The sequence below is a fragment of the Actinoplanes sp. NPDC020271 genome (assembly GCF_044388125.1).
In the GTDB taxonomy this organism is placed as follows: domain Bacteria; phylum Actinomycetota; class Actinomycetes; order Mycobacteriales; family Micromonosporaceae; genus Actinoplanes.
The window spans coordinates 155840-175127 of the sequence record NZ_JBIRWQ010000019.1 but is presented as its reverse complement, the minus strand read 5'-3'; the positions used below and the strand labels follow the sequence as shown (position 1 = coordinate 175127).

The following is a 19288-nucleotide window of genomic DNA, read 5'->3' as shown; positions in this document are numbered from 1 at the left end:
TAGCGTTGCTGTCATGCAACGTCGAAGCGGCATGGCCGCCTTAGCGGTCGCCGTCGTCCTCTGGGCGTCGTTCGCCCTCACCATCCGCGGGATCGGCGCCTCCGGTCTGACCCCGGTCGACGCCGCCGTGCTGCGGTTCGGCACGCCGGTGATCATCCTGGCGCCGTGGCTGCCGCGGGCGTTCCGCGCGGTGCGCCGCGAGCGGCCCGGCACGATTCTGGCGCTGAGCCTCGCCGGGCTGCCGCACTACCTGCTCTCCGCGGCCGGCGGCAGCCTCACCTCGGCGGCGCTGGTCGGCCTGCTCCTGCCCGGTTCGGTGCCGCTTTTCGTCGCGATTATTTCCGCAGTACGTCGTAACGACCGCCCCACCGGCCGGAAACTGGCCGCCCTGACCGCGATCACGCTCGGAGTCGCCGCCACCGCCGTGTTCACCGGGTCGACGGCCAGCCTCGCCGGAATCGGGATCCTGCTCGCCGCCGGGTGCGCGTGGGCCGTCTACACGATCGCGCTGCGCGCCACACGACTGGATCTGATCAGCGTCGTGCTCGTCGTGTGCGTGCCGTCGGCGGTGGTGGCGCTGGCGCTCGACCTCGGTGACGGAGCGCATCTGCTCAGCGTGCCCACGAGATCCCACATCATGTTCTTGATCTTGCAAGGCGTCGGGACGGGGATCTTTTCCACGCTCAGTTACGTCCATGCGGTCCGCTGCCTGGGCAGCGGGATCCCGGCGGTGACCGGCGCGCTGAGTCCCGTGCTGACCACGCTGCTGGCCGTGCCGATCTTCGGCGAGCCGATCACCGCCGGTGTCCTGGTGGCGCTGGCGCTGGTCACCGGCGGTGTCGTCGCCTACAACCGGGCGTCAGTGCGGGCTGACCTTGACGTCCGGCGCCGGCAGGCCCTCGAACCAGGCCGCCTCCCGCAGCGTGTCCAGGATCCGCTGCCGGCCCTCGGCGTCCTGCCGGTCGATGAACAGGATGCCGTCGAGGTGGTCGGTCTCGTGCTGCATGCAGCGGGCCAGGATGCCGTCGCCGACGACCTGGACAGGATCGCCCTTCTTCGTGAAACCCTTGGCGGAGACATTCATGCGGCGCTTGGTGTCGAGGTAGATCCCGGGGATCGACAGGCAGCCCTCCGGGCCCGCCTGCTCCTGATCGTCAGGGAACGCCAGCACCGGGTTGACCAGGTGATCGAGCTTCAGATCGTTACCGGGCAGATCCGGGTTGATCGCGAAGACCCGCAGGCTGACGCCGATCTGCGGCGCGGCCAGCCCGGCGCCGCGAGACTCGGCCAGTGTCTGCGTCAGATCACTGACCAGCCGATCCAGCTCGGCGTCGAAGTCGGTGACCGGCGCGGCAACCCGCCGGAGCACCGGGTCGCCGACTCTGCGGATGGAGACTACGGTCACAGCGGACCTCCAGGAATCACTGTCGATGGGCCATCTACTTCGTACGCCATCGGATGCTCCCGCGACCAGTCGGCGACAGCGTCCAGCACCGGCATCACGGTACGGCCCGGATCGGTCAGCGAATACTCGACATGGACCACCGGCGCACCACCGAAGCGACCGCCCCGCGACTGCGTGCCGTCGCCCTGGCCCGCCGTTTCCGACCCGCCGCCTCCAGCGGTTCGGGGCCTCGGATTCTTGTCGTACTCCGGTCGTAGGGTGCCGGGCGTGACGACGACGGAGGACCGGCTGTACTTCTTCTCGGGCTCGGCTGACCTGCCGCCCGGGCAGGGAGTTCACGAGCAGGTGGCCGATGCGGGCCGCTACGGCGCGCTGGCGGGTGTGCGGCATTGGCGGCGCATGCTGTCGAACTTCTGGCCGGCTGAGTTCAACCTGGGCAACCGGACCTACCGGACGGTGGAGCATGCGTTCCAGGCGGCGAAGATCGCCCTGGTGGACGCTCGACTGGCCGGGCAGTTCGCGCTGGAGAGCGGGACCGAGCTGGCCCGCGGTGCCGGTGTCGCGGCACGTAAGCAGCGCAGACTCGTGCTGCTGGACGACGTGCAGCTGCGCCGGTGGGACGAGCTGAAGAACCAGGTGATGCGTGATGCGATGACGGCCAAGTTCAGCCGGCACGAGGCGCTGCGGGCGGTGCTGGTGGGTACCGGGCCGGCGCAACTGTGGCACGGCACCGGTCGCGGGCAGCCGCCCGCTCGGATTCACGACCTGGAGGCGATCCGCGACGTCTGTCAGGGCGTCGTGGCCAGAAACCCGATCGCCTCGGTGCCGCCGCAGGGGATGGCAATCAGCCCGACTGCCCATCCCGAAAGGACACCTGCCGCGAAGCCGGGGGAGGTCCGTCGAACCGAGAAGTAGAGCGTGAGACAGATGACGCACCACGCCAGCTCCGCCACTCCGGTCAGGACGGCCACCATGAACACGGAGTCGGGCACGGCGTGACGCGTGAACGTGAAAGTGGCGTACGACCAGGGCGCGGCAGCGACGGTACGGCCGGCTGCGGCCGGAAGCACTCCGGCCAGAAGTGGCGGGCGTGATGTCGATCGGAGTGTCACGGCCGTAAGGCTGCTCGTGGGCCGGGCGTTGGTCCAGGTGGCGGGCGGATCCTCTACAGGGTCTCCCGATGCTCCGCGCATTCTCCACACGTCCGGCCCGGTCAGCCAGGCCTTCGGAATTGCGCGGAGGACGGCCTGCCGGGCGTGTCCCCGGGCGGGCTCGACGGATGTGGTGCGGGGCTGCCCCGGCTTGCTCGACCGCCGGCTCCACCGACTGGGCCGCCTTGATCCGCGCAGGCCGCGGCAGCCACGACGGGACCGTACCGGGGTCTTCGGCCGACGGGCCGGGTCAGTCGTGGGGGAGGAGCATCTCGTTCTTCTCGGGTTGGCCGGCGAAGCCGCCGTATATCTGGTTGGGGCCGGTGACCAGGGGAGCCACGGCGGGCTTGGTCAGGCGGCGGACGGTGGTGCCGTCGTCGAAGCCGTTCTGGACGCAGCCGGCGTAGCGCACCGTGGCCTCGCTGGTGCCGGTCGCGGCCCGGATCAGGAGGAGAATGATCTGGTCGCCGTGGGCTACCTCCGGTGCGCAGTCGGCTGGGGTGTCGAGGTCGCCTGCTCCGATGGGGGCGGCGGCGATCTGCTGAATCTCGTCCGCGGCGGCGGCGCCGTCCAGGCGAAGGCTGGACAGCAAACGGGGCGACAGCGCGGGACTGGTTTCCGGCAGTGGGTACTTGCAGACGGAAACCGAGGTGACGTCACGCAACGTGGCGAGGTCGGCGGGCGGGGTGGGGCGCAGGTCGGGGCCGGTGCTGATCCGATGGCTCGTCGGGCAGCCGGCGCTGTCGACCTCCACCTGGTGGACGGTGGCGGTGATCTGGTCGCGTAACTGTTGCGGGGCCTGGACGATCACTTCGACGGTGTCGCGCCGGATCGTGGTGCGGTCGCCTTCGTGGGTGATGCCGTCCGGCCGGTCCGTGCGGGCGAATCCGACGGTCCAGCCGGTGTTCGTGATCAGGGAGCCGGTCGGTGTCCCGTTGGTCGCTGCCGGGCAGCCGATGGCGGGGACTCCGGCGCCGGGCCGGGCGACGGCGGGCGGGTGATTTCCCGGCTTGATGCACCAGGCGTCGAGCCGGAGTGCCTGGCTGGCCCAGCCCCAATCGGCCGGGACGCCGACCTGGACACCGCCGTACGACTCCCACCGCCAGCCGGCCGGCAGCGTGGGCTGCGAGCTGCTCGGCTGCGGAGCCGCCGGCGGTGAGTCCGCCGGGCGGGCGCAGGCCGCCAGCACACCCACTGCCATGACGAAGGTGATTGCCCTGACCACACCACGCATCGGTCTTCCCCCATGTTCTCGCTGGTGATTCCGGTGATGAGACGTTGCCGGGGCGACGATGGTTCCACCGGGATGACATCTGTCATCGCCGGGGCGTGACGATCGGCCTCTGCCCGCGGCAGCGGACGTTCATAGCGTGATGGGCATGGATGACACAGATTCGCCGGCGTTCACGGGCCGGGACGGGGCTGCCTGGTACATCTCGCTCTTCGGAGGGCTCAAGCGGCGCGGCGAGTGGAAGATGCCACGGGACATGCGGTTCGTCGGGACGGTCGGTGGCGTCAATCTTGACCTGAGCGAAGCCGGCCTGGAGAAGGGGGAGCCGTACTGGCTCACCGAGTTCAGCTTGGTGGGCGGCGTGTCGCTGCAGGTGCCGGCGGGGGTCAGCGTCGTGCCGGAGGGGTTCCGGATCTTCGGGCCGGTGCGGAACGCGGCGCCGGTGCGGGGCGGGGACGAGATCGTGGTGCGAGTGCGGGCGTTCGGCCTGGTCGGAGGAATCCACGTCGAGCGCGTGTGAGGCGTCGAGCGCGTGTGAGGCGCTGAGCGGGTGCGAAGCGCTGAGCGCGGGTGTGAAGCGCTGAGCGGGTGTGAAGCGCTGAGCGCGGGTGTGAAGCGCTGAGCGGGTGTGAAGCGGCGCATGGCGTGGAGCGTCGAGCGGGTGTGACGCCAGGCGCCGGAAGCTGCCCGAAAGGGGCCGGCGGAGGATCGACAAGTGTGCCCGCTCGCGCGGGCGGGTATCGGCGGTCTCGTGGAAAACAGCGCGGACAACGGCCGTACCGAAAATGGGTCTGAAAAGGAAAAGGGCAGCGCCTGGACGGTGATCGTGGCGGTGGCCGCGAATCTGGCCATCGCCATCGCGAAAATCGTCGCCGGGTTGCTGACCGGGTCGGCGTCGATGTGGGCGGAGGCGGCACACTCGGTCGCGGACACCGGCAACGAGGTGTTGTTGCTGATCGGCTTGAAGAAGTCCCGCAAGGAACCCGATGCGAAACACCCTTTCGGGTACGGCCAGGAACGTTATTTCTGGACGTTCCTCGCCGCGCTGGGGATCTTCCTGGTCGGTGGTGTGCTGTCGATCGGTGAGGGGATCCGGAGTCTGCTGGCGCCCGAGCCGGTGGAGTCGCTGTGGGTCGGTGTCGGTGTCCTACTGGTGGCCGCCGTTTTCGAGAGTTATTCCTGGTACACCGCGCACAAGCAGCTGCGCCAGGAGGCCCGGGAGCGGGACCGGTCGATGCGGCACCACCTGCGGCACGCGTCCGACCCGAGCGCGACGACGGTCTTCCTGGAGGACACCGCGGCGCTGATCGGTCTGGCGGTGGCGCTCGCGGCGCTGGTGCTGCACGCGACGACCGGCTGGGCCGGGTGGGATGCGGTCGGCAGCATGACGATCGGGTTGCTGCTGATCGTGGTGGCGTTCCTGCTGGCGCGGCGGTCGAAGGGGCTGCTGCTGGACGAGTCGGCGCCGGAGGACGTGCTCGACCCGATCCGCGAGCGGGTGCGGGACGAGGAGTGGGTGGCCACGATCAAGGATCTGCACGGGGTCTGGGTCGGGCCGTCGCAGCTGCTGGTCAACCTGTGGCTGACGCCGAAGGACGAGGTCGACCTGGTGGGCCGGGTGACGCGGTTGCGCCGTGCTCTTCTGGAGGACGACAACGTCACCCAGGTGACGGTCACCCTGGAGTGACAATGCCTATCGGCGTACTGGGGAATCGGCGCTGAGAACCGGTTCGGAACGATCGTGGACAGGGGCAGGTTACTGTCCCTACATCGTTACCAAATGAGTATAAAAGTACCCAGGCTGCATTTTTCGTAAACACCAGCGAAATGCGCTTTCTCGGGGCGAGGCTTGAAGTATGCGCCGGGCTGATCAGCCCGGCGCGAAGCCGGCTGACGAGAGGGTGCGCGGGGATGAGTGCGGTGGCCACAGAGGTGGCGCGGCGGACGACGGGCACGCTGCAGGACCTGGTCTCCCCACTGGGCGGCCTGATAACCGGCGTGGCGCGGCTGCCGGTGGAGCCCTCGAACCCGCCGCTCAAGGTCTTCTCGGCGAACCTCGGCGACGTGTCGGCGGTGATCGACACCATGTGTGGGCCGGACTGTCTGGGCAGCCTGGACGGGACCGGTACCGGGGTGGACGCCGACCACGCGCGGATGGTCGCCTGTGCCGAGGCGCTCGAACGGTACGCGAACAGCCTCTACGCCGACGAGCAACTGCGCTGGGCGACCGCGGACGAGCTGGTGGCGCTCGGCGAGGACGTGCTCGACCTGGACGTGCTGCCGCGCTGCTCGGCGACGGAACTCGCCGACCCGCGCTGCCCGGTCGTGCTGCCCGCAAAGTCGGAGCGGATGCGGTGGATCAAGGGCATGAACCTCCGTACGCGCAAATTGTCCTGGGTCCCGGCGGTGCTGGTCTACATGCACATCTCCGCGCACGGGGCGGAGAGGATCACCAACCCGATCTCGACCGGCGCGGCAGCGCACACCGACCCGGTCCGCGCGATCACCGGCGCGCTCTGCGAGGTGATCGAACGCGACGCGATCAGCCTGGTCTGGCTGCAGGAACTCGCGCTGCCGCGGATCGAGCCCGACGTCGTCGGCCCGCGACTGCAGAGCTTCCTCGACCTGTACGCCGACCGTGACGTGACGATCGAGCTGTTCGACGCGACCACGGACCTCGGGATCCCGATCGTGTACGCCGTCTCCACCGCCCCGCACCATCCCGACTGCGACACCGTCGTGGCGTGCGCCGCGAGCCTGGACCCGCAGGTCGCGGCCGCGAAGGCGATCTCGGAGACGGTGTCCGTGCGGATCGCGCTGCAGGGCGACAAGGCGCCGGACGACGTGCAGGACTTCAGCGGCGTGTCCGACGGCGCGATCTACATGGGCCACCCGTCGCGGGCGCACGCCTACGACTTCCTGCTCGGCGGCACCGCCCGCCGCCGCCTGTCCGAGATGCCGGACCTGTCCACCGGCGACGCGACCGGCGACCTGCGGGTGGTGCTCGACCGGCTGGACGCGAGCGGGCTCGACTCGTACCTGGTGGATCTCACCCCGGACGAGGCGATCCGGGCCGGGACGACCGTGGTCCGCGCCGTGATCCCCGGGTTGCTGCCGCTCTCGTTCACGTACCGCTCGCGTTTCCTCGGCAGCCCGCGGCTGTACGAGGCGCCGGTGCGGATGGGTTACCCGAGCCGGCCCGAATCCGAGCTCAATTCCTGGCCGCAGCCGTTCGCCTGAGGAGTCACGATGTCGCATCTGAGCATCACGCCGGTGGGGCCGTTCGGGTTCGCGGTCGCCGAGCGGCTGCGGGACCTGGTTCACGACGTTTCCGTGGTGGACGCACCCGATGGCGTTTTATCGGGAAAAAGCGGACTGAATCTTCTCGCCGCCTGGCGCCGCACCCCGCAACGGGAGCGCGAGTTCGACGAGGAGTCGTTCCGCACCGGGCAGCCGTGGCTCCCGGTCATCCTCGACCATCCGCAACTGGAGGTCGGCCCGGCGATCGTCCCCGGCCACGGCGCCTGCCACGGCTGCTACCGCCGTCGCATCGCCCAGCACGACAACGCCCGCGTGATCCGCGCCGCCACCGGCGAGTACTACGACGCCCACCCCGAGGCCGGGCCGGACGGCTTCCTCCCGTCGACCGCCCTGCTCGCCGCGGCTCTCGCCGCCGAGGCGGTCGAACGGCTGCGCACCGACCCCGGCGCCGAAGCCGGGCGGGTCCGCCAGATCGAGGTACCGACCCAGCAGATCCGCGCCGGCCGGACGGTCGGCGCGCACGGCTGCCCGCGGTGCGGGCTGGGACGGGACGAGACGACGCGGTCGTACGAACGGCTGCCCGAGATGCTGCAGGGAGTGTGGCGATGATCCAGGTCGAGGAGAACACCCGCGCCGACGGGCGGATGGACGCCGCGACCATGGCGTACGCCGTGGCCACCGACCCCCAGTTCGCCCCGCCCGTACGCCCGTGCCTGGTGACCGGCCTGGTCCAGGTCCCGCTGGTCGACGGCGTGGCGTTCGCGGGCACCGGCAACCGGCAGACCGTCCTCCGCGGCCGCTCGGCCGTGCAGCTCATCCCGCGGCTGCTGCCGTACCTGGACGGCACCCGCACGGTCGACGAGCTGGCCGAGGCGTTGCCGCGGGTACCGCTGAAGACGCTGCACGCCTGCGTCTCCCTGCTCTACGTGAGCGGCCTGCTGCAGGACGGCCCGATCGGCGAGATCGTCGAGGTGATCCCGCCCGAGGTCGCCGGCTACCTGGGCCGCAACCTCGACACCACCCGGGTCAACCGCAGCCGCGACCAGGCCTGCGAACGACTGGCCCGGGCCCGGGTCCTGGTCGCCGGGGACGGGCCGCTGGCCGCGACGCTCCGCGCCGAACTGGCCGGGGCCGGCGCGGACGCGCACGCCTGGGCCGGTGAGGAACTGACCGTAGGGGACTTCCTGGTCGCCGTCGACGACGGGGACGCGGCCGCGATGGCCAAGGTCGACGCCGCCTGCCGGGAGGCCGGGATCAGCTGGCTGCGGACCGCCGCCGGCGCGAACACGGCCGAGGTCGGGCCGCTGTTCGACGCCCGCTACACCTGCTGCCACGACTGCTTCTCGCGCCGCCGCCCGGGCCCGGCCGGGGTGCCGTCCGCGGCGCGGGCCGCGGCCTGGGTAGCGCTGGCCGTGACCGAAACCGTTCACCTGCTGTCGCGGGTCGGCCAGACGCCGTCGATGCAGGTCTGCACGGTCTACGACCTGAACGAGTGGTCGCAGCTCGCGGTCGGCGCGTTCCGCCGCCCCGGCTGCCCGACCTGCCTGCCGACCGATCCGCGTGCCGCGACGGAGACGCTGCCGCCGGCCCACCGCTACGAGCAGGCGGTCGCGTTCCCGGCCCGCGAATGGCTCAACCTCAAGGAGCACCAGGCGCACTACCGGCCGGCCAACCACGCACTGCAGCGCTACCACAAGGAGTTCCGGGCCGCTCCGCGACTCGCGCTGGGCGACGGGTCGCTCTCGGACCTTCTTCGCCGTACGGCCGGTCTGCGCGATCTCGGTGCGAAGGCCCTCCCGGGTCAGATCAGCCGGTGGGCCCCGACCGGCGGGAACCTGGGGTCGGTGCAGGCGTACCTGCTCGCGCTCGACGTCGAGGGGCTCGACCCGGCGTGGTACTTCTACCAGCGCGCCGACCACACCCTCGGCCGCATCCGGGGCGCGTCGGCCGGGGTCAGCCCCGAGCTGGAGGAGACCGGCCCGTCCGCGCTGCTCGTCCTCACCGGCGCTCTCGCCGTGGTCGGCGCCAAGTACTACGACTTCGCCTACCGGATCCTCGGGCTCGACGCCGGGTGCGCGCTCGCCCAGCTCTCCGCGGTCGCGGCGACGCGTGGCATCACCACCCGGTTCGCCGCCCGCTGGGACGACACGGCGATCCACGAGGCGTTGCGTACCGACCCGGACACCGAGCCGGTGACGGCCGTGATCGCCCTGGAGGGCCTGCGATGAGTGTGACCACCGACCAGGATCGCTATCGGCTCCTCGGCGACCTGATGATCGACAGCCGGCTCGACGCCGATGCGGTCCGGCGCCCGCTCGCGCCCGTGCCCGCGTACTTGATGCCCGCTCCTGATCAGGGGCCGATCGTCGAGCTGCCGGCGCCGGCCGCCCCGCGCGCCACCCTGGACGACGTCCTGCCCGGCCGGGTCGCGGTCCGCGACTACGCGCCCGGCCCGATCACCGCCGCCGAGGTCTCCGCGATCCTCGCCGCCGCCGAGACGATGGACGCCCAGTCGTGGCCCGGCGAGCGTGCCGGCGGCGTCGGACTGGAGTTCTTCTGCGCTGCCTGGCGGGTCACCGGCGTCGACACCGGCCTCTACCGCTACCTGCCCGGACGTGACGCCCTGCGCCGGGTCGCGAGCCTGCCGACCGGACCCGCCGCGGCCGAACTGGTCATCCAGACCGAGTTCGCCGACGCGGCCGCGCTGCTCGTGGTCACCGGCAACCTGGCCGCGTCGCTCGACCGGCACGGCAGCCACGGCCACCGGCTGCTGCTGTCCCGTGCCGGTGCCGCCGGGCACGCCGCGTGGCTGGCCGCCCTGCGCCTGCGCCTGGCCGGCACCGTCTTCGCCGGACTGCTGCCCCACGTGCTGCGGGAACGCGCGGGCGCCGACGGATATCACCGGGCGCCGCTGCTCGCCTTCGCCGTCGCGCATCCCGCGGCGGAACCGGCGGCGTAGCGCCCGGTCCACAGTCTGGGGTCCGCGCATCCGGCGTACGGACCCCGGCCGCCCGGCCCGACAGCCGGGCGGAGCCTGCATGGACACGACACATCGAAGGAGCTGAGTCGCATGCACAGTGAACTGAACGGGCCCGAGGTGATCGAGGAACTCGACCTCTGGCTGGAGGACGATCTGACCGCCGAGCAGCTGCCGACCGTGGTGAGCGCGTCGCTGCTCGGCACCGGCGGCTGCGGTGGCTGCGGCCCCTGTGGGCCGTGCGGCCCGTGTGGCCCGTGCGGCCCCTGCGGCGGCACCCGTGGCTGTCACCACTGCGGCCCGTGCGGCCCCTGCGGCGGCACCCGAGGCTGCCACCACTGCGGCCCGTGCGGTGGCTGCGGCGGCACCCGCGGCATGCACTGACGAACGAGAGGCACGATGCCGGTCGGGGGCACGCCCCCGGCCGGTCCGGCGAGGAAAGGCACGATGACCACCACGGACTGGCTGGAAGGACCCGTCGCGCTGGCCCCCGAGGTCACCCTCATCGACGGCGCCGACGGCCACCCCCTGCTCTTCGACCCCGTCAGCGGCACCTACGTCCGGCTCAGCCCGACCGGGGCGCGCCTCGTCCCGCTGCTCGACGGCTCACGCACGGGCACCGCGCTGCTGGACGCCGCCCGGCGGTCGCGCGGTCCTGACGGCGTACGGGATCGGGCTCCTGTTCTTCTGTCCTTCCTGACCGACCTGCGGGCGGCCGGCGTCCTGTCGGTCCCGCCGGAACCGCTGCGGGGGCGGGACCGGACGTTCTTCTGGTTCCTGCGGCTCGCGCCCCGCATCCGCATCCCGGCGCGGCACCTGAACCGGATGCTGCGGCCGCCGTCGACGGTGCTGGCCCGGTTCCCGCGCACGTGCACCGGACTGACATTGCTGTCCGCGCTGGTGTCGACGGTTCTCGTCGTGCTCGCGACGGCGCTGCCGGCGCCACTCACCCACGCCGGGCCGCCGTGGCTGCTGACCGCCGGCGCGCTGCTGGTGCAGGCCGCGGTGCACGAGATGGGGCACGCGTCGGTCTGCCAGGCGCTCGGCGTTCCCGTCCGCGAGGCCGGGGTGAAGATGTTCTGCCTGATCATCCCGCTGACGTATGTCGACCGGACCGACGCCTACCGCGTCCGCTCGCGATTCGGGCGCAGCGCGGTCGCTCTGATCGGGCCGCTGATCGACCTCGTCGCGACCGGGATCTGCGCGGGGCTGATCGTGGCCGACCCGGTGCGGTTCGAGAGTCTGCGCTGGCTGCTGGGCATGCAGTTGTTCGTCGTCCTCAACAACCTGAACCCGCTGCTGCCGTTCACCGACGGGCATCACGCGATGGAGGCCGGGCTCGGTGAGATCAACCTGCGGGATCGCGCTTTCCGTTACCTGGGGCACGTGATCCTCCGCCGGCCGTTGCCCGCGGCGCATCGAGCCGTCTCCGCTGCGCGGCGTGCGATGTACCTGGCGTATGGCCTGATCAGCGCTGTTTTCGTGGCGATGCTGCTGGCCATGATCTCGATGAATTACTACCGTCTGCTCACCCGGTTCATCAACTGATTTCCGGTACGCGGCGCGACGTGGGCTGTGGTCCGGGCCGTGGCGCGGCGCGGGCCTCCGGCCGGGGTTGCGTGCCCCGGCCGGGGGGAGGTGCGGTGAGATGGTCATCGACAGGTTTCCCGCGCCCCGTTGCTGTGCTTCGGGGCGCACTCGTCCACTGGGGAGAGCGCGATGGTTGCAGGCATTCACAGCATCACGTTCGACACGAGCGGTGATCCGTACGAGCTGGCGCAGTTCTGGTCGCTGGTAGTGGGCCGTCCGCCGGCCGACGACGATCAGCCCGGGGACCCCGAGGCGTCGCTGGCCGCCGAAGGACTGCCGACGATGCTGTTCATCCGGGTGCCCGAAGGCAAAGCGGTGAAGAACCGGGTGCACCTCGACCTGCAGCCGCAGGACCGCAGCCGGGACGAGGAGGTCGAGCGGCTGATCGGGGCCGGTGCCAAACTCGTCGGGGATCACCGCAGGCCGGACGGGACCGGATGGGTCACGCTCGCCGACCCGGAAGGCAACGAGTTCTGTATCGAGCGCAGCGCCGCCGAGCGTGCCGCCTCATGACATCGGCCGGGCCGCCCCGCCGCTGCGCGCCGTTGTGTGCCCGGCGCGTGGTCCGCGGCTGGGTGGCAGGGCGGTCGTCGGAGGGTGCGGTGACGCGAGTGCGCCGCCTTTGACCACGAGCGCCGGCGTCCGGGGGCGAGCCCGGACGCCGGCGGGGTGGTCAGGATGCGTAGGTCTCGAACTCGGCGACCTTCGGCGTACCGGAAGCGGAGTTGATCTTGAAGGTGATCTTCGTCGTGGAGGTGGCGGCGAAACTGATCACGCCGGCTCCGGAACCGGAGGCCAGGACGGCGCCGGTGGCGCCGTTGATCACCTGGTAGGAGCCGATGACGCCGCTGGTGACCTCGCGGATGTTGATGCGCGAGACGGTGGTGGCCGAACCCCACTTGATGGAGATGTCACCGGTGGTGCCGCTCGGTGACCAGTACGTGGTGAGGCTGCCGTCCTTCACGTTGCCGTAGCTGGTGCCGCCGGCCTTGCTGGAACCGTCGGCGCCGGCGCCCGAGGCGAGGCTCAGGTTGGTGCCGCTGGGCGTGGCCGGCGACGTCGAGGTCGACGGTGACGCGGTGGGGCCGGTCGACGTGGTCGGGCTGGGGCTGCTCGTGGTGGTGGCGCAGGTGCCGGTGGAACTCTTCAGCCCGGTGTCCGCCCCGGCCGTCGCCTTCACGATCGTCGGTACGCAGGACGCGTTGTCCAGCGTGTACGCGTACGGGATGGAGACGGTCGTGTTCGAAACCGGGTTCGGGCCGGCCGGGTTGGTCTCCGAGTCGGCCGGCGACCAGGTCACGTTGTCGAAGATGTTGCCGCTGACCTGCCAGTATCCAGCCAGGTCGGTGTAGAACGTGCCGAGCACGTCCTTCGAGTCCTGGAAGTAGTTGTTGTCGACCTTGGCCTTGCCGCCGGCGCGCGGGTTGATCCCGGACTCGTTGAGGCTGTGGTAGTAGTTGTTGTAGATGTGCGCGGTCGCGCCCCGCAGCAGGGGCGTGCGCGAGTCGATGTTCTCGTACCAGTTGTGGTGGAACGTGATCGGCCCGTTGGCCAGGTCGCTGTCGCTGGAGCCGACGAGCCCGCCCCGGCCGGAGTTGCGCAGGATGCTGTAGGACAGCGTGACGTACTTCGTGTTGTCCTTCATGTCGAACAGGCCGTCGTAACCGGCGGACTCGCCGCCCGAGGCGATCAGCGTGGTGTGGTCGACCCAGACGTTGTGGACGTCGGTCTCCATGCCGATCGCGTCACCGCCGTTCGACGTCGGTGAGCCGGACTTCTTCACGTTCTGGACGGTCACGTTCTGAATGATGATGTTGCTGGAGTTCCTGATGTGGATGCCCAGCTGGTCGAAGACGGCGTTGCCGACCCCGACGATCGTGACGTTGGAGATGTCCTTCAGCTCGATCTTGTCGGCGGCGGTGTTGCAGCTGGCGCCGGAGACCTTCGTCGTGTTGCCGTGGTTGATGGTGCCGGTCACCTCGATGACGATCGGGGTGCTGGCGCTGGCCCGGCTGCACAGGGCCTGGTGGATCTGGGTGCCGGTGGTGGCCCGCACGGTGGTGCCGCCGGTCGTGCCGCCGTTCTGGGTGGCGAAACCGCTGGCCGAGCCGGTGACGGCGGCGGAGGCCTGGGCGTTGGGGAGGACGAGGGCGATGGCGCCCGCGGCGACGGCGGTGCCCGCGGCGGCGATGAACCGGGTTTTTCTCATGCTCGGCGCTCCTTGGGGATGGGGTGCAGGAAAGCGCTTTCCTAAGCTTCTTCAGCCGAGCATAGAAGGACGTCGATTAACACACAAGAAACTTCGTCGTTTGCATTTTGTTGCAGCCCAGCGACCGCCGGAGCGGGCCGCAGCCCGTACGCTCCTTCCCCGCCGGAGCGCTGATCGGCGCAGCCGGAGGCCAACTGGTGGACCCTCGTGGTATCGAGCGCGTTCTCGCGATGATGGAGGCATGAGCAGCTACTTCAGAATCGTTCCGGAAGCATCGGTGCCGTCGCCGGCCGGGCCGTCGCGCACCTTCGACGGCGACGTGTGGCAGGCCGAGATCCTCGACCGGCAGCGCCCCGGCGGGCTGCGCGGGCACCGGTTCTCGTACGCGCCGGGCAGCCGCTCCCACTGGCACGTCCACACCGGCGAGCAGGCGCTGATCGTCGTCACCGGCCGCGGGCTGATCCAGTGGGAGGGGCTCGACGAGCCGCGTGAGCTGCGGGCCGGCGACTGGGTGCACGTCGAGCCGGGGGTTCCGCACTGGCACGGTGCCACCGACGACAGCATCTTCGTCCACTTGGCGGTGACCGCCACCGGCGAGACCGAGTGGGGTGACCGGGTCGAACGCTGAGCCGGCCGGGCGAGTGGTGGCGTTGCCGACGGCGGTCAGCCGTGGCGAAGCGCGGGGATCTCGCCTGGGCGGCCGCTGGTCGTGCCGCACTGCGTGCAGATGGCCGCCACCCGGCCTCGGCCCGCCCAGCGCTGAGCCGGCCTCGGGCTGAGCCGGCCTCGGGCTGAGCCGGCCTCGGGCTGAGCCGGCCTCGGGCTGAGCCGGCCTCGGGCTGAGCCGGCCTCGGGCTGAGCCGGGCTCGGGCTGAGCCGGGCTCGGGCTGAGCCGGGCTCGGGCTGAGCCGGGCTCGGGCTGAGTCGGCCGTGAGCTGAGCCGGCCGGTACCGCGCAGGCCATCCGGCCGCGGGATCGAGCAGTTCTGGAGAAGCGGCCGGCCCGGCGCGTTCCGTAGCGTGCGGCCATGATGACGAAGCTGAACGTCGCATCGATTTTTGTGCTGGACAAGGACGAAGCGCTGGAGTTCTACGCCGGCAGGCTCGGTCTGGAGAAGAGCAACGACGTCCAGCAGGGCTCCTACCGCTGGCTGACCGTCCGCGTCCCGGGTGGTGACACCGAGATCCGCCTGGAGCAGCCGGGCCCGCCCCTGCACGACGAGGCCACCGCCGAGCAGTTGCGCGAGCTGATCGCGAAGGGCGCGCTGAACGGCCTCGTGCTCAACACCGACGACATCCACGGGCTGTACGAGAGTCTCAAGGCGAGCGGTTTCACCGACTTCACGCAGGAACCGATCCGGCACTTCTACGGCACCGACATGGGCCTGCGTGACCCGTCCGGCAACGCGATCCGGATCCTGCAGCAATAAATACCGTGTGGTGGGGAATGCGGCCGGTATGACCATCACCAAAGAAGATCAGCAGGCGAAGGAGCCGCAGCAGCGGCCGCCCGGGCACACCAGCCGGATGGACCGCAAGCCCGATCACGGCGAGGAGTCGTACCGGGGTTCGGGGCGGCTCACCGGCAAGCGGGCGGTGATCACCGGCGGGGACAGCGGGATCGGGCGGGCGGTGGCGATCGCGTTCGCCCGGGAGGGCGCCGACGTGCTGATCTCCTACCTGCCGGAGGAGCAGGACGACGCGCGGGACACCGCGGCGCTTGTCGAGGCGGCCGGGCGCAAGGTGGCGCTGGCACCCGGGGACCTGACCGACCCGGCGCTGAGCAAGCGGATCGTCGACCAGGCGGTGCGCGAGCTCGGCGGGATCGACGTGCTGGTGAACAACGCGGCGTTCCAGATGACGCACGAGACGGTGGAGGAGATCCCCGACGAGGAGTGGCAGCACACCTTCGACACCAATATCACCGCGATGTTCCGGCTGGTCAAGGCGGCGCTGCCGCACCTCGGGGAGGGGGCGTCGATCATCAACACCAGCTCGGTCAACTATGACCAGCCGAAGCCGACGCTGCTGCCGTACGCGACGACTAAGGGTGCGATCGCGAACTTCACCGCGGGGCTGGCGCAGATGCTCGGCGAACGGGGGATCCGGGTCAACGCGGTCGCGCCCGGGCCGATCTGGACGCCGCTGATCCCGTCGACGATGCCACCGGAGCAGGTGGCGGAGTTCGGCAAGAACACACCCCTGGGGCGCGCCGGGGAGCCGAAGGAGGTCGCTCCCGCCTACGTGCTGCTCGCCTCCGACGAGGGCAGTTACATCTCCGGCGCGATCATCCCGGTCACGGGCGGCAAACCGATCCTGTGACGTGCCGTCCCGTTCTGTGACGCGCGGCTTCCGATACAGCGAGGACCAACGCCCGTACCAGCAAAAAGGCCGCCGGGAGCACCGGCGGCCTTTCGCGTGTGCAGGTCAGCGCTTGGCGCGCCGAGCGGCGGTCTTCTCGTCCTTGACGCCCTCGGTCACCAGCACGCCGGCCGCGTTCTCCAGGTGGGCGCGCACGAACCAGTGGTACTGCTCGAGCTGCCCGGCCTGGGCGATGAGCAGGTCCTGCGTGACCGGGTCGGGCTCGTCGGTCTTCTCGATCGCCTCGCGGTGCGCCTCGATCACGCCGGTGTAGACGATGTCGAGCGCGGCCAGGTGCGAGTTGGTGTCGGCGCGGCCGATCGAGTAGTCGTCCCAGGTCCGCTGGGCGACCAGCGCGCCGGGCGTGCCGACCGGGGAACCGCCGAGGGTGGCGATGCGCTCGGCGATGTCGTCGACCATCTCGCGGACCGCGTCGACCTGCGGGTCGAGCATCTGGTGAACGGCGATGAAATGCGGCCCGACGACGTTCCAGTGAATGTGCTTCAAGGTGAGCGCGAGGTCGTTCAGCGCGTTCAGCCGGTCCTGCAACAGCGTGATGACCTCACCCGCAACTTCGGGCTTGATCCCGGGCACGGTGTAGCTCGGGCTCGTGGTGCTGACTGTCGCTCGCTTACGCGGTGGCATCGCTCATCACTCCTTTTCCGGATAGTCGACTCGCGTTGTTCCCTGTCGACGAATGCGCAAACGCCATTCCGGAGAAGGTGCCGGAGACCACTGCCGGGTAAAGAATGGCATCCATGACTCTGGCTCGATATCTGCTGTCCGCTGTCGCTGTCCGTCTCGCCGACGAGGGCGCCCGGGTCGCTATCGTGCTGCTCGCGCTGGAGCGCGCCGGCGACGCGGCTCTCGGCGGTCTCCTGGTGGCGGCGCTGATGGTGCCGCATGTGCTCGCCGCGCCGCTGGTCGGAGCGGCCGCCGATCGCATCCGCCGCCGTCGATTGCTTTATTCAACCGCTTTCATTTGGTACGGCGTGAGTCTGGCCGTAGCCGCGACCCTGATCGGCTCGTGGTCCTGGGTGGCCGCGCTGATCCTGGTCAGCGCCGGTTGCCTCTCCCCGCTGATGCTCGGCGGTCTCAGCAGTCTGCTCGGTGAACTGGTTCCGGAGAACCGGGCCCGCGCGTTCAGTCTCGACGCCGGGACCTACGGGACCGCGGGGATCGCCGGCCCGGCGGTCGCGGCGGTGCTCGCCGGCTGGGCGGGCGCGGGCTGGGCCCTGGCCGGGTTGGGCGCGTTCGTGGTGGCGGGTGCGGCGCTGTTCCTGACGTTGCCGTTGCGCGGCTGGTCGCCGTCGACGGCTCGGGCCGTACGCCCCATGGCGGGTTTCGGGGTTTTTGTGAAACGGCGTCGACTGGCTGCGGTGACCGCCGCCTCGACGTTTCAGATGCTCGGTTTCGGGGCGCTGCCGCTGGCCGCTGCCTCGATCGCGGCCCACCAGCACCGGCCCGCGCTGACCGGTCTGCTTCTTTCGGTGAGCGCGTGCGGCGGGCTGCTCGCCTCGGTGCTCTGCACGCGGATCCCGGCCGTGCACCGGCGGCCGGAACTCGTGGTGGTGCTCTGCACGGCGGCGATGACAGTGCCGTTCGGGCTGGCCACGCTCGCCTGGCCGGCGGTGTCCTTCGCCGTGGCCGGGGTGTTCAGCGGCGTCGCGGCGGTCGCGCTGTTGAGCACCCGGGACCGGGAGGCCCCGCCGGAGCTGCGCACTCAGGTGTTCAGCCTGGGCGCCGGGTTCAAGGTGACCGCGGCGGCGGCCGGAGCCGCCGCCGGTGGTCTGCTCGCGTCGGGCGATCCCGCGATCCTGCTGGTCGCCATTGCCGCGTGTCAATTGCTCGGAGCGGCAACCGGGGGATTGCTTCTGGTCAGACCTTCTGCGTCTCGGTCGTTGACGGATGCAGCTCAGCGGTCGTCTTCTTGACGAACCGGCCGGTGCTGGTGCTCCGGTTCACCTCCCGGTCGCCGCGTTCCTTGCCGACGTGCTCGGTGCTCGTGGCCTTCGGATCCTTCTTCGCGGTCGACTCCTTGACGAATCGGCCGCTGCGCGCACTGCGATTCACGTCGTGTTCCTTGCCGGCCATGTCGGGCGACCTCCTGTCGTGTCGTGAGTGGTCCTCTCTTAACGTGCCCATCGGGAAAAGGTGGAAACGTATGGATCTGCCGTGCGGGTCTCACCGGCGGAACGTCATCGAACGAGTCCGAGCCGTGCCGCCAGGGTCGCGGGGTGCACCGCGTCCGGCGGGGGACCGAGAGTGACCAAGGCCAGGCGCAGGGTGTTGCGGATCGGGGCGGTGGCCACCAGGTCGGCCGGGTCCGCATACATCCGGGCCAGGCAGCGCGGCATCAGCGCCGGCACGCGGAGGGACCGGGCCATGCGCACCGCCGTCTCCGCGGTCGCGGCGTGCCGCGGCTCGGCACCCAGGGCGGTCAGCCGGTCGCGCAGGACCGGCGACGACATGTCGATCGTGTAGACGATCACGACCCTGTCCCGGTACGGCCGGCGACCGCGGCCCGGACCGGCAACCCCGGCCGGGAACAGCATCGCGTGACTGTCGCGCCCGATCGGGGTCGCGACCACGCCCGGCGGCAGCGTCACCTGGTCGGCGATCGCCACCACCACCGCGTCCAGCGAACCCTCCGCCACCCATCCGATCATCCGATCGCCGTGGTCGGTGACCTGCGTGACCGGCATGTCCAGGGCCGGGAACAGCAGCGGCGCGAAACTGGAGAACGTGCCGACGGTCAACGGCCGCTCCCGCGCGGCGGCCCGGGTCTGGTCGACGAGCGCGGCCAGGTGGTGCAGGATGTGCGCCGCCCGGTCGGCCATCTCCCGCCCGGCGCTGGTCGGCCGTGCGCCGGTCGGATCGCGGTCGAAGAGCCGCTCGCCGACCCGGCGCTCCAGCGCGGCCAGCCGCTGACTCGCCGACGGCTGACTGATCAGAAGTTCTCGCGCGGCGGCACCGACCGAGCCGAGGCGGGCGACCGCGGTGACCAGGCGAAGATCGTCGACCTCCGGCAATGAACCCATAGGCCCAGCCTATGCTGACCACCGCGGACGTGCACGCTACCGTGCGTCACCGATCGTCGGCAG

21 protein-coding genes and 1 pseudogene are annotated in these 19288 nt (G+C 70.7%); 15 read left to right on the top strand and 7 right to left on the bottom strand.

Annotation, left to right across the window (positions count from 1 at the left end):
• Positions 1-13 precede the first annotated feature (13 nt).
• Positions 14-835 (top strand): annotated as a pseudogene (locus ACH442_RS33365) (DMT family transporter); the annotation flags it as partial.
• Between the two features lie 24 nt (positions 836-859).
• Here the strand turns inward: ACH442_RS33365 and def are convergent.
• Positions 860-1405, bottom strand: coding sequence for a peptide deformylase (def, locus tag ACH442_RS33360; protein ID WP_396342014.1), 546 nt, complete (start codon positions 1403-1405; stop codon positions 860-862).
• Positions 1402-1503, bottom strand: coding sequence for a hypothetical protein (locus ACH442_RS33355; protein WP_396342075.1), 102 nt, complete (start codon positions 1501-1503; stop codon positions 1402-1404). Before ACH442_RS33355 ends, def begins: the two co-directional genes overlap by 4 nt.
• 301 nt (positions 1504-1804) lie before the next feature.
• On the opposite strand from ACH442_RS33355, the gene ACH442_RS33350 reads away from it, so the two are divergent.
• Complete coding sequence (locus ACH442_RS33350) at positions 1805-2320, top strand: NADAR family protein (protein WP_396342072.1); 516 nt, start codon at positions 1805-1807, stop codon at positions 2318-2320.
• 486 nt (positions 2321-2806) lie between these two features.
• Here ACH442_RS33350 and ACH442_RS33345 read toward each other — a convergent pair whose 3' ends face one another.
• Positions 2807-3757, bottom strand: coding sequence for a hypothetical protein (locus ACH442_RS33345; RefSeq protein WP_396342016.1), 951 nt, complete (start codon positions 3755-3757; stop codon positions 2807-2809).
• A 178-nt stretch (positions 3758-3935) separates the two neighbouring features.
• Between ACH442_RS33345 and ACH442_RS33340 the strand changes: the two genes are divergently transcribed.
• From ACH442_RS33340 to ACH442_RS33300, 9 genes are all read left to right on the top strand, one after another.
• Positions 3936-4307: a hypothetical protein gene (locus ACH442_RS33340; RefSeq protein WP_396342017.1), complete on the top strand. Its 372-nt coding sequence runs from the start codon at positions 3936-3938 to the stop codon at positions 4305-4307.
• A gap of 300 nt (positions 4308-4607) precedes the next feature.
• Positions 4608-5474, top strand: coding sequence for a cation diffusion facilitator family transporter (locus ACH442_RS33335; protein WP_396342018.1), 867 nt, complete (start codon positions 4608-4610; stop codon positions 5472-5474).
• A 224-nt stretch (positions 5475-5698) separates the two neighbouring features.
• Positions 5699-7027: a YcaO-like family protein gene (locus ACH442_RS33330; RefSeq protein WP_396342019.1), complete on the top strand. Its 1329-nt coding sequence runs from the start codon at positions 5699-5701 to the stop codon at positions 7025-7027.
• 9 nt (positions 7028-7036) lie between these two features.
• The gene (locus ACH442_RS33325; protein WP_396342020.1) at positions 7037-7657 is read left to right on the top strand and encodes a TOMM precursor leader peptide-binding protein; all 621 of its coding nucleotides are present in this window, start codon (positions 7037-7039) and stop codon (positions 7655-7657) included.
• Entirely contained in the window at positions 7654-9276 is a 1623-nt protein-coding gene (locus ACH442_RS33320; RefSeq protein ID WP_396342021.1) for a hypothetical protein, read from the top strand. Before ACH442_RS33325 ends, ACH442_RS33320 begins: the two co-directional genes overlap by 4 nt.
• Entirely contained in the window at positions 9273-10007 is a 735-nt protein-coding gene (locus ACH442_RS33315; protein ID WP_396342022.1) for a nitroreductase family protein, read from the top strand. Before ACH442_RS33320 ends, ACH442_RS33315 begins: the two co-directional genes overlap by 4 nt.
• Before the next feature lie 111 nt (positions 10008-10118).
• Positions 10119-10409 carry a hypothetical protein gene (locus tag ACH442_RS33310; protein ID WP_396342023.1) on the top strand — a complete coding sequence of 97 codons (291 nt, stop codon included), beginning with the start codon at positions 10119-10121 and terminating at the stop codon, positions 10407-10409.
• 63 nt (positions 10410-10472) lie between these two features.
• Positions 10473-11573, top strand: coding sequence for a hypothetical protein (locus tag ACH442_RS33305; protein WP_396342024.1), 1101 nt, complete (start codon positions 10473-10475; stop codon positions 11571-11573).
• Between the two features lie 171 nt (positions 11574-11744).
• On the top strand, positions 11745-12128 hold the full coding sequence (locus ACH442_RS33300) for a VOC family protein (protein WP_396342025.1): 384 nt from the start codon (positions 11745-11747) through the stop codon (positions 12126-12128).
• 160 nt (positions 12129-12288) lie between these two features.
• Here the strand turns inward: ACH442_RS33300 and ACH442_RS33295 are convergent, their stop codons facing one another.
• Positions 12289-13824 carry a polysaccharide lyase family 1 protein gene (locus ACH442_RS33295; protein WP_396342026.1) on the bottom strand — a complete coding sequence of 512 codons (1536 nt, stop codon included), beginning with the start codon at positions 13822-13824 and terminating at the stop codon, positions 12289-12291.
• A 241-nt stretch (positions 13825-14065) separates the two neighbouring features.
• Here ACH442_RS33295 and ACH442_RS33290 point away from each other — a divergent pair, with 241 nt between their 5' ends.
• From ACH442_RS33290 to ACH442_RS33280, 3 genes are all read left to right on the top strand, one after another.
• A complete protein-coding gene (locus tag ACH442_RS33290; protein WP_396342027.1) occupies positions 14066-14452 on the top strand; it encodes a cupin domain-containing protein in 387 nt (128 codons plus the stop codon).
• A gap of 399 nt (positions 14453-14851) precedes the next feature.
• Positions 14852-15253 (top strand): VOC family protein, encoded by a 402-nt coding sequence (locus ACH442_RS33285; RefSeq protein WP_396342028.1) that lies wholly within the window; start codon positions 14852-14854, stop codon positions 15251-15253.
• A 28-nt stretch (positions 15254-15281) separates the two neighbouring features.
• Entirely contained in the window at positions 15282-16145 is an 864-nt protein-coding gene (locus tag ACH442_RS33280) for an SDR family oxidoreductase (protein ID WP_396342029.1), read from the top strand.
• 105 nt (positions 16146-16250) lie between these two features.
• On the opposite strand, the gene ACH442_RS33275 is transcribed toward ACH442_RS33280, so the two are convergent.
• On the bottom strand, positions 16251-16829 hold the full coding sequence (locus tag ACH442_RS33275) for a Dps family protein (protein ID WP_396342030.1): 579 nt from the start codon (positions 16827-16829) through the stop codon (positions 16251-16253).
• A gap of 113 nt (positions 16830-16942) precedes the next feature.
• On the opposite strand from ACH442_RS33275, the gene ACH442_RS33270 reads away from it, so the two are divergent.
• The gene (locus tag ACH442_RS33270) at positions 16943-18118 is read left to right on the top strand and encodes an MFS transporter (protein ID WP_396342031.1); all 1176 of its coding nucleotides are present in this window, start codon (positions 16943-16945) and stop codon (positions 18116-18118) included.
• On the opposite strand, the gene ACH442_RS33265 is transcribed toward ACH442_RS33270, so the two are convergent.
• Both ACH442_RS33265 and ACH442_RS33260 read right to left on the bottom strand, forming a co-directional pair.
• On the bottom strand, positions 18063-18257 hold the full coding sequence (locus ACH442_RS33265) for a hypothetical protein (RefSeq protein WP_396342032.1): 195 nt from the start codon (positions 18255-18257) through the stop codon (positions 18063-18065). The two genes, ACH442_RS33270 and ACH442_RS33265, sit on opposite strands and share 56 nt — an antisense overlap.
• Positions 18258-18382: 125 nt before the next feature.
• Positions 18383-19225: a LysR family transcriptional regulator gene (locus ACH442_RS33260; RefSeq protein ID WP_396342033.1), complete on the bottom strand. Its 843-nt coding sequence runs from the start codon at positions 19223-19225 to the stop codon at positions 18383-18385.
• Positions 19226-19288 lie beyond the last annotated feature (63 nt).

Excerpts from the sequence above, each read along its gene's own strand:
- ACH442_RS33270 (WP_396342031.1), top strand. The coding sequence starts at position 16,943 with ATGACTCTGGCTCGATATCTGCTGTCCGCTGTCGCTGTCCGTCTCGCC.
- ACH442_RS33320 (WP_396342021.1), top strand. The coding sequence starts at position 7,654 with ATGATCCAGGTCGAGGAGAACACCCGCGCCGACGGGCGGATGGACGCC.
- ACH442_RS33305 (WP_396342024.1), top strand. The coding sequence starts at position 10,473 with ATGACCACCACGGACTGGCTGGAAGGACCCGTCGCGCTGGCCCCCGAG.
- ACH442_RS33260 (WP_396342033.1), bottom strand. The coding sequence starts at position 19,225 with ATGGGTTCATTGCCGGAGGTCGACGATCTTCGCCTGGTCACCGCGGTC.
- ACH442_RS33345 (WP_396342016.1), bottom strand. The coding sequence starts at position 3,757 with ATGGCAGTGGGTGTGCTGGCGGCCTGCGCCCGCCCGGCGGACTCACCG.
- ACH442_RS33315 (WP_396342022.1), top strand. The coding sequence starts at position 9,273 with ATGAGTGTGACCACCGACCAGGATCGCTATCGGCTCCTCGGCGACCTG.
- ACH442_RS33280 (WP_396342029.1), top strand. The coding sequence starts at position 15,282 with ATGACCATCACCAAAGAAGATCAGCAGGCGAAGGAGCCGCAGCAGCGG.
- ACH442_RS33325 (WP_396342020.1), top strand. The coding sequence starts at position 7,037 with ATGTCGCATCTGAGCATCACGCCGGTGGGGCCGTTCGGGTTCGCGGTC.
- ACH442_RS33340 (WP_396342017.1), top strand. The coding sequence starts at position 3,936 with ATGGATGACACAGATTCGCCGGCGTTCACGGGCCGGGACGGGGCTGCC.
- ACH442_RS33310 (WP_396342023.1), top strand. The coding sequence starts at position 10,119 with ATGCACAGTGAACTGAACGGGCCCGAGGTGATCGAGGAACTCGACCTC.
- ACH442_RS33275 (WP_396342030.1), bottom strand. The coding sequence starts at position 16,829 with ATGCCACCGCGTAAGCGAGCGACAGTCAGCACCACGAGCCCGAGCTAC.
- ACH442_RS33300 (WP_396342025.1), top strand. The coding sequence starts at position 11,745 with ATGGTTGCAGGCATTCACAGCATCACGTTCGACACGAGCGGTGATCCG.
- ACH442_RS33290 (WP_396342027.1), top strand. The coding sequence starts at position 14,066 with ATGAGCAGCTACTTCAGAATCGTTCCGGAAGCATCGGTGCCGTCGCCG.
- ACH442_RS33350 (WP_396342072.1), top strand. The coding sequence starts at position 1,805 with ATGCTGTCGAACTTCTGGCCGGCTGAGTTCAACCTGGGCAACCGGACC.
- ACH442_RS33295 (WP_396342026.1), bottom strand. The coding sequence starts at position 13,824 with ATGAGAAAAACCCGGTTCATCGCCGCCGCGGGCACCGCCGTCGCCGCG.
- ACH442_RS33330 (WP_396342019.1), top strand. The coding sequence starts at position 5,699 with ATGAGTGCGGTGGCCACAGAGGTGGCGCGGCGGACGACGGGCACGCTG.
- ACH442_RS33285 (WP_396342028.1), top strand. The coding sequence starts at position 14,852 with ATGATGACGAAGCTGAACGTCGCATCGATTTTTGTGCTGGACAAGGAC.